The sequence below is a fragment of the Flavihumibacter sp. CACIAM 22H1 genome (genome assembly GCF_001601815.1).
Classification (GTDB): Bacteria; Bacteroidota; Bacteroidia; order Chitinophagales; family Chitinophagaceae; genus Flavihumibacter.
Window position 1 is genome coordinate 22,962 of sequence record NZ_LUKG01000053.1, and the last position, 8,487, is coordinate 31,448.

10 protein-coding genes are annotated in these 8,487 nt (G+C 42.4%); 8 read left to right on the forward strand and 2 right to left on the reverse strand.

All coding sequences use genetic code 11. The annotated features are described in order from the left end of the window. Position 1: 1 nt before the first annotated feature. Positions 2-1,465, forward strand: a complete 1,464-nt coding sequence (locus tag A1D16_RS14315; protein ID WP_290710670.1) for a hypothetical protein — start codon at positions 2-4, stop codon at positions 1,463-1,465. A gap of 18 nt (positions 1,466-1,483) precedes the next feature. Then, positions 1,484-2,572 (forward strand): hypothetical protein, encoded by a 1,089-nt coding sequence (locus A1D16_RS14320; RefSeq protein ID WP_290710672.1) that lies wholly within the window; start codon positions 1,484-1,486, stop codon positions 2,570-2,572. Positions 2,573-2,801: 229 nt separating this feature from the next. Here A1D16_RS14320 and A1D16_RS21730 read toward each other — a convergent pair whose 3' ends face one another. After that, positions 2,802-3,071 (reverse strand): DUF5763 domain-containing protein, encoded by a 270-nt coding sequence (locus tag A1D16_RS21730; protein WP_366206862.1) that lies wholly within the window; start codon positions 3,069-3,071, stop codon positions 2,802-2,804. Between the two features lie 16 nt (positions 3,072-3,087). Further along, on the reverse strand, positions 3,088-4,074 hold the full coding sequence (locus tag A1D16_RS14325; RefSeq protein ID WP_290710674.1) for a hypothetical protein: 987 nt from the start codon (positions 4,072-4,074) through the stop codon (positions 3,088-3,090). A gap of 259 nt (positions 4,075-4,333) precedes the next feature. Here A1D16_RS14325 and A1D16_RS14330 point away from each other — a divergent pair, with 259 nt between their 5' ends. The 6 genes from A1D16_RS14330 to A1D16_RS14355 all read left to right on the forward strand — a co-directional run. Further along, entirely contained in the window at positions 4,334-4,735 is a 402-nt protein-coding gene (locus A1D16_RS14330; RefSeq protein ID WP_290710676.1) for a hypothetical protein, read from the forward strand. Positions 4,736-4,739: 4 nt separating this feature from the next. Beyond that, positions 4,740-5,993 carry a hypothetical protein gene (locus tag A1D16_RS14335; RefSeq protein WP_290710678.1) on the forward strand — a complete coding sequence of 418 codons (1,254 nt, stop codon included), beginning with the start codon at positions 4,740-4,742 and terminating at the stop codon, positions 5,991-5,993. A 10-nt stretch (positions 5,994-6,003) separates the two neighbouring features. Next, the gene (locus A1D16_RS14340) at positions 6,004-6,945 is read left to right on the forward strand and encodes a hypothetical protein (protein WP_290710680.1); all 942 of its coding nucleotides are present in this window, start codon (positions 6,004-6,006) and stop codon (positions 6,943-6,945) included. Between the two features lie 249 nt (positions 6,946-7,194). Further along, entirely contained in the window at positions 7,195-7,401 is a 207-nt protein-coding gene (locus A1D16_RS14345) for a hypothetical protein (RefSeq protein ID WP_290710682.1), read from the forward strand. 64 nt (positions 7,402-7,465) lie between these two features. Continuing rightward, positions 7,466-7,711 (forward strand): hypothetical protein, encoded by a 246-nt coding sequence (locus A1D16_RS14350; protein ID WP_290710684.1) that lies wholly within the window; start codon positions 7,466-7,468, stop codon positions 7,709-7,711. A gap of 89 nt (positions 7,712-7,800) precedes the next feature. Continuing rightward, positions 7,801-8,487, forward strand: a 687-nt coding sequence (locus A1D16_RS14355) for a hypothetical protein (protein ID WP_290710686.1), incomplete at its 3' end; no start/stop codon positions are given.

An 8,487-nucleotide genomic window follows, 5' to 3' on the forward strand; every position in this document is an offset into this window, starting at 1 on the left:
TATGAATGCTTCCATCGCTATAGCACTGCTCACCAAATTGAAACTGATCTTTGAAACAGATGCCTCCAGCGAAAAACAAGACCAGAAATTCCTGGCTTTTCAGAACGGCGAGTTTACCGTCGGCAAGGAATTGTTTTATTTTATTGAGCCTTCGAAATATGGAATCAGTCTTACGGAGGCGAATGTGAAGCGTAATGAGTTTGCCGGCCTGTTCAATTTTGTAGCCCAGCAAGCTGACATGGTAACTATTCTGCCGGATATGCTTCCCGATATTTACAGTACAGTATTAAAAAAAGCGATTGCCGCAAACAGCCATCGAACGCCTGCACAGGAAGAGCAGTACAGGAATGCCATTGAATATTTAAACAGGGAGGAAACTCAAGCAGGCACTGTTATTACACCCCTTGCCCGCTATGAACAATACCAGCAATTGTATAAAACCTGTATCAGTGAATATAAAACCAGGCAATTGCAGGCGGCAATGGCAGAGGGGGCAGGTGCCGAGGCAGTAAAGGCACAATGGAATACCGATGAGCCTGCTTTGAAAAACGAACTGTCAAAAGCGTTGCTGCTTTGGGAAACAAAAGGCAAAAAGCAGGAAGTGGAAAACTGGTTGGGTATATTCAATCAATTGGCAGGCGCAGCACCGGTAAGTTTATTGGCAGATCTGCGTTCAGATTATGAGTTATTTGCCAAAACATCTGGTGCCGACGGGCTGGCTGCAGAGTTTTCTTACCTGCCCACTCTTTTTAATCCAAGTAATTTTTTTGAAGAACAGGTGGCCTGGCCTCAATTGAGTTTGGATAAAATGGAAGTGGCGGCCTTGTACGAAAAAGCACCGGAAGCGTTAAAACGACTTTTTGAAAAAGGCGACAGTGAACCTGAAATCCGGCGAATCAGCTTTGAGTATGCCGTGGTAACCATTGTTCGTGACTGGTTTCCGTTTAAAGAATTTTTCCAGCAACGGTTCTGGAAATTACCAGCCGGGGAAGCTGTTATAGCGGATGGAAATGGCGGCGGATTAATTCCTTCTTTTCCCGAGAAGTTGATATTTGTACGAAATCTTGTAATCAGTTTCGAAACACTCGTACAGCCGGCAGCCGTTAAAAATCTTTCTTCTGAATTGTTTTTCCGGCTGGAGCCGCAGGTAAAACGTCAGCTGAAAGCGAAATCTGCCGTGCTGTTTGAAAAACGCCTGAGCCTTCGAAGAAGCACATTGGCTGCCCCGGTTGTTGCTACTGATGTGCCGGTAGCAACCAGGAGGTTTTCCTCCGCCCTGTTCAAAACAGCTGATTTCAGGAAGTTTTCGGGTAGCGTGGTAAAGCCTCCCCCTGTACCTCCCACACCGCCCGTTAGTACTGCGGGCAGCACAGAAATAAAATCGCCGGAGATGGAGCTATTGGCATTTATCTGCAGAAAAATGCCTCTCTGTCCAAACCCCGACCCTAATCTGGATTGGTCTTAATCAATTTAAACAACGATCATGAAACAGAATGATTTCATTGGCGTAAAATTCCCCAATGATAACAAGCAGTATTTTGCCGTAATAACCGAAGTAAAGCAAGGTGGCTTATTTAATTGTCGCTTTGTTCACACAGGAAGCCATTATACATTTCAGCAATTTTCGGGCTGGCTCGAAGTAAAGCAAACGAATGGAAATTTTCCACCAGGAACCCGAACAAATGAAGTGGTACTTTATGAACCGCAGCAGCATAGCTTCGGGGCAGGTCAATTGGTAGTGGTAACCTTTGAAGACGGATATCCTTATTTGGGTGAACTACTAAGTACTGCACCTGAGTGGAAAATAAGGTTTCTGCATTCGGGCAATGAATACAGTATTGATGCCGGCAACCTGGCGCATGCTCCTGGTAAATTATACGATGGAAAACGGGTTTTGGAGAAAAAACCATTTGGGAAAGGTGCCAGTTTGTTCAGCACTGCAATCGATAAAATTATTGTGTTAGAGATAAGTGGCAGAAGCGGACCGGTAAGAGGTGAGTTTGAGGCCAAGGTTAATGCAGACACCGGAGACCCACTGGCTCCCAATTTATATGAAAATGCCTATCTGCGGGCAGAAGAAGGGAAGGCGCAGGACATTTTTCCCATCAATGCGGATGACGGGGCTACTATGACCATTTTTGTTTCTTTTCATCCAGCCCTGATGCCCTATACCTTTAATCCGCTGGAGAGTTCAGTGATAGACCGAAGCACCAGCATTTATGGTAAAAAAAGTTTTACTTACAAAAAATCGGTGAATGCACTGCATTTTGATATTGAAGTAGTTTTTGATTCAACTACCCTAAGCAATACCACCAAATCAGAAGCAATTCGCACGGTAATGAATGAGCACCGTAAGGGTAGTTCCGGAACCAAAGGCTATGAATTCGGAACGGAAATTTCGGGCGATATTTTTTTCCTGGAAGCCAGCGGAACTGCTACACATACGCGCGAAACCACCAGTTCAGAAGAAACTACCACGGGTTCCAGTGATGCCAGTTCCACAGGATCGGAAAGCTCCAGCAGCTGGACGGTTTATTATCCGGTAGGGCTGGATATAAAGGAGCGATTTTGAGATATACCTGCCTTGATAATCAGCTTAATTTATTTGGTTGTTACCATTCACTATTCAATATCGCTACTTAATATGTCGGTATTTTCGAAACGATTACGATATCTGCATCCTGTACTGGTATGGTTGATTCCTTTTGTGTGGATCATCATACTTCGCATCCTTACCCGGCCTACACCAGGTTCCTATGAAATTGATAAGAGTAAAGATGAAAAGCCTTTTTTTGATGCTTTTATTTACCGCCATGCTGCCAGCAATAGCCATTCGATTTTGGTTTCCGTTTACATTGGTTTCCTTTTTTTGTGATGGCCTGGCAGCGACCGGTTTCCCGAACTGCACTCGGATTGGCTGGCTTAACAGGGTCCGATTTTTGGGCATTGACCAAGGAATCGATTCTCTTTTCCAGGATATCTATACGGCTGTTCAACTGGTTTGAAGGGCTATCCACAGTATAACAAGCGCTTGCCAAGCAAATAAGTACGATAGTGCCAATGATTTTCATGCCTGATGGTTAACTGTTAGTAAGAGGAATTGGCAGCTTCAACCGCTAATTCTTTGCCTGGGCTTACTTTGTTGCGGTGATGCGTTTCGTAAATATACCTTGAAAATACCTGTAAGGGGCGGGTTACATAAACCGGGTGATTTCCCGCGGCCGTATAATATTCCCTTCCGCCATTGAGCCTTATATAGTAGATATTCCCGATTGATTTCTCTGTTATAGTATCTTCCCGGGTGATTCGTTTAAAATTCTTCATTTTTTCGCTATCCATTGGCAGTACAAGCAGGCCGGTCCTCTGCCCGCTACAGGAGATTTTAGCATACTGCTCCCCCGTCCAATACATACAGCCAGCGACTGTATTACCCGGTTTTACCACCTGCCTTAGCATAGCTATACCGGATAGGGTGGCAATGCCGGCAACCAGTCCTAAAAAAATCGAAACAGTGCGTGGGCTACGCTTTTTCCAATTTTTCTTAGGTGGAATTGTAATAAGCAGGGGTGCCGGCCTGGTTTCGGCAGAATCTTTCTCCTCTTCGGGGGGAAAGAAACCTGGGAGCTCCTGAGGCTCCTCAAAAGGTGTAACCGGTTCGGCGTAACCCGGTTTGTCCTGGATGATCAATAGTTCTTCTTCGCTCAGGAGCAGCTCCTTGCCATACACATAAGGCCGGTGTCTAAAGTCTATCAGCCAGGCAACTAATTCGAGGCTTTTGTCTGTAAGCCCTTTGTTGCCGTCTTTTTTCAGATACTGGTCAATTGGTTTGAATTTGGCAAGGTCAAAATTTTCGATGACCCCCAGGAATTGTCTGCCATGCTCTCCGGGACCAAAAAAAGCCCTCAGTACCGGCTCGTCTTTCTTTTCGTAACGCTCCTTGTAAACATGCGCACATTCCTGCCGGATACTAGCCGGCGTGGGTTGAGACAATAATACGGATAACTCGTTTTTGTTCCGCTTCCTTTTATACAGTCCGATTACTAATTTGATATAATCCGCATGATGTAAGCGCATGGTGGGTAGCTTCTAACTAAAACATATTTCTGCCCGATTATTCGGGAATCTGCCAGGAAAAATACAGTGTAGTCGACCTGCCCGTTTACGGTTTACCGTAAAAAAATGATAAGTCGGCTTGGTAGTTTTGGTAGAACGCTGCCCGTTTACCTCGTACGAATAACGGGCATACCGGATGAAAGCAGTAGGACTAAGCATAGCGAAAAAATTGGTGAATAAAATACTTCCTGAATACTATAAACTTTAAATATTCCATAGCATGACATCAGAACTCCATACACATTTTCTTAACCTGTATTCGATGGCACTGGCTGATTCAAAATTTGATGAAGAAGAAATTGCCATACTCTATAGGCTTGGCGGGGAGCGGGGTATTCCCAGGGAAACGATCGATGCGCTCTTATTAAACCCGCAATTGTCTGAACATGTAGCCATCCCGGAAACGCTTATCGAAAAAATTGAATGCCTTTATGATTATGCAAGAATGATATTGGCAGATGGGGTGGTACATGAGGATGAAGTAAAAACCCTGGAGAAATTTTGCGAAAAATTCCAATTTCAGGAAAATAATATCCCCCTTATAACACAATTGTTAATTGAGGCGGCAAGAAATGGTATAGCTAAAAATGAACTCGTCGATTTTGTACTACAAAATAATTAATCTTATGGCATTTGATTTTTCTAAATTTAAAATTCCCGGGCTGTTTTCCCAAAAAAGTGAACCTATTACTGTCATAAGGCAGGAGCAGCAAGCCGATGAAAAAATTTCTTTCCGCAGGTACGGCTTCATTCAGGCCGGAATGATGAAGGGTCGAACCGAGGGTTTGCGGATATGCCTGGATGCAGTGTATGAACAGCATATGGCCGATATGGAAAGAGATGTAAACAAGCAGGAAGAGCTTCGCAGACCATTTAAAGTAACCCTGCAGGAATTAGCTGGTTTGGACGAGGGACTGAAATCGCAGGTCAATATGTATGATACCGAGCTGATACCAGCCAGGAAAAACAGGATTGAAGAGCTGCGGAAAGAGATTACGGAAATAAGAAAGAACCCGGAGCATTATACCGGTGTACATGTAGGTAAAGCAGGGTTTTATATAGGCGTATTTATTCTGTTACTACTTTCTGTTTACCTGTTTATTTTTTACAGCTCGGCCTCCTATTCTGCATTTTTTAAGGAGTTCAAAGTAGATGATATTGTGGTAACAAAAGCAATTTTTGATGCCAACGCTATTGGTAATTCGCTAAAGGATGGAGTTACGGAATTGATTTTTATACTAACCATTCCATTTGTGTTCATTGGGCTGGGATATCTTATCCATAAATTCCAGGAAGGTAAAGGGCTTGCTAAGTATGCAAAAATAGCGGCGCTGCTGATCATCACCTTTATTTTCGATGCAATTATTGCGTATGAGATTACCGAAAAGATCTATAATATAAAGAAGGAAAATGATTTAGCTGGAAATCTCCCGGATTTTTCAGTGAGCCTCGCTTTTAATAGTGTGGGTTTTTGGTTGGTGATTTTTGCGGGCTTTGTGGTTTACCTGATCTGGGGTTTCGTTTTTGACTTTGTTATGGAGGCACATTCAAAACTGGATATTGTTAAGGTAAATATTAAAACAAAACAAGAGCAGATCCATGCACTGGAGGAAGAAATACAGCAGTATCAAAAAACTATTACCGACCTAAAAATTGCCATTGAAAAAAACAATATCGAGCTGAAGAAGCTAAAGCAGGTCATAGACGGCACTATTATTCATCCCAAGGCTGTAAAAGAGGCATTGTCTCAATTTATGGTGGGCTGGTATGCCTGGTTGGCAGAAGGGAGAGAATACAACCGAAGTGAGCACAACAGAATATACGAAGATTTTCTTGTTGGAAAAATATCCACTATTGAATCTGTCTTAAATCCAAATTAAATCGCAGCTAATGAAACAACTTGTAAAGATATTTATCACTGTAATTTTTTTGAATGCCTGTTCTCCAGGTACTGATAAAACGCCCAAAAATGAAGAGGCTCAAATAGCCGGGGCAACTTCTCCAACAATAGCTGATCGCCAGTTAAACATCAGCATCTTATGGGATTTATCCGATCGGATCGATCCGCAGTTAAACCCTGCTTCGCCGCAGCATTATGAAAGAGATATTGAGATCATAAAAAATATAACCTCCTATTTCAAAAAAGATATGAATAAGCGAGGTGCCTACAAGGCCAAAGGCCGGCTTAAAGTATTCTTTACGCCAATACCTAATAATGAACGAATCAATGCAATAGCCAGCAATTTGTCCTGCGACCTGTCGGCCTATGTAGGTGAGGGTGCCAACAGGAAAAAAAAGGAATTATATGATAGCCTGGAGCGTAGGTTTTTGAACAATGCCCATGAAATTTACCAGACAGCGGTAGCTAATAACAAGGGTAAAAAGCAATGGGACGGTTCTGATATCTGGCGGTTCTTTAAAAATGATGTGAAAGAATATTGTGTAGATGCTTCGGGCAATTACCGCAACATCCTGATAATACTAACGGATGGGTACCTGTTTCATAAAGATTCTAAAGATAAGCAGGCCAATAGAACAGCTTATATATTACCCGAAATGTTAAAACCCTTCAGGAATAATCCGAACTGGCAAAGCATTTTTACAACGGGTAACTACGGTCTTATCAGCACACGTAACGACTTGCAGCACCTGGAAGTAATGGTCCTGGAAATTACGCCTTCGGATGGAAACAAGAATGACGAGGATATTATAAAAGCATACCTGGCCAAATGGTTTGAGGAAATGGGTATTGCACGGGAGAACCAGGTATGTCAGAATACGGATCTGCCGGAACATACCAGGAAAAAGATCGATCTGTTCCTGAATCGTTAACTTATTAACACTTAGACCCTATGCCATGGAGCTACAGGGCTAGTCGAACCTGAATTTACATTACACCGTTTAGGTTCGTAGAAAGCGGCCCGGTGTCGGCAAATAGTAAAATTATCGTTTAAACAAAACTATCAACTACCAGTTGTCCGGTACGGAAACATTGAATTTGTGGTAAGACTAACCAAACGGTTTTCCGTAACGGATAGTTATTGCTAACAGTTAGTTTAGAGGCTATAAAAATTAATAGCAATGAAAAAGTATTATGTCAATGAAAAGGAGCAGGATAATGGAGATCATGAAGTTCATCACGAAGACTGTATCTATCTTCCGGCTGCACAAAACAGGAGTTATTTGGGGCAGTTTTCGAACTGTGCGGAGGCCGTAAAAGAAGCCAGGAAACTGTACAAGCAGGTAAATGGTTGCAAAACCTGTTCAAACCAATGTCATACTCAATAAGACGGATGGTTCGGTAGCATTAATTAGGAAGATGCATTTATAACAACTAGTTAAACTAAAAAGTATGCCAGAGAAAATTTTAAAAGAAGACTGGTCGGACTATGATAACAAAAAGAAAAAATGGGTAGACCGGTTTTTCTTTTCCTGTGAAGAAGTATGGGAAATTGACTATTTGGTTTCGAAGATCAGAAAAGTTTACCCGTCAATTTCTGAAACAGCTATTCGCACTGCAATAGCATCCTGCTGTAAGGAAGTTCCCGCTAACAGGCCCAGGGAAAAATTTGTTCGTTGTGTAATGAGCAAACTTTGAATGGTGATGGAGTTTTTCAATACGCTTAATAGAGCTGCTTTAAAATAACTACTTTCTGATAGTACTTGTTATTGTATAAATTGTAAAGAATGGAAACAATTTTATTTCTAATTGCAGGTGCTGCAATCGGTATTTTTATCGGTTGGCTACTAGGTAAATCAAGTGGCCGTGCCGATTGGGAGAGCAAGAATACATTAGCCCGGCAACAATATGTTGACCTCGAAAAAGAATTGGTGAGCTATCGTGCTTCACAAACAACGCTGCAAAACAATATGCAGCAAATGCTGGAGCAAAAAAGCAGCGATCTAAAAGATTTACAGCATGTGATTGAAATAGCTCAGCGACAGCTTGTTGATTCAGGTGCCCTGCTGGCGGGTGTTAAAGCCGACCTCGGAGCCGCTAACAGGGTTATTTTGGATAAACAGGCAGCCGAAGAAAATCTGAAGAAAGAACTGGAATTTCAAAAAAGGGAGATTAAAGACATTTCTCTAGAGCTGGCTACCCAACTGGCCAATAACCAGGCATTACAGGAAAAACTGGTTACCCAAAAAGAGGAGATAATGGCATTGAACAAAAAATTCAACATGGAGTTTGAGAATATTGCCAATCGAATCCTTGAAACGAAGACGGAAAAATTTACTGAACTGAATAAAACAAACCTCAACCTCATTCTTGAACCCCTGGGTAAAAACCTGGCTGAGTTTAAGGCCACAGTAGAAGTGGTTTATCAGAAAGAATCGGAGCAGCGTTTTTCCCTGGGTGAGCGGGTGAAAGAG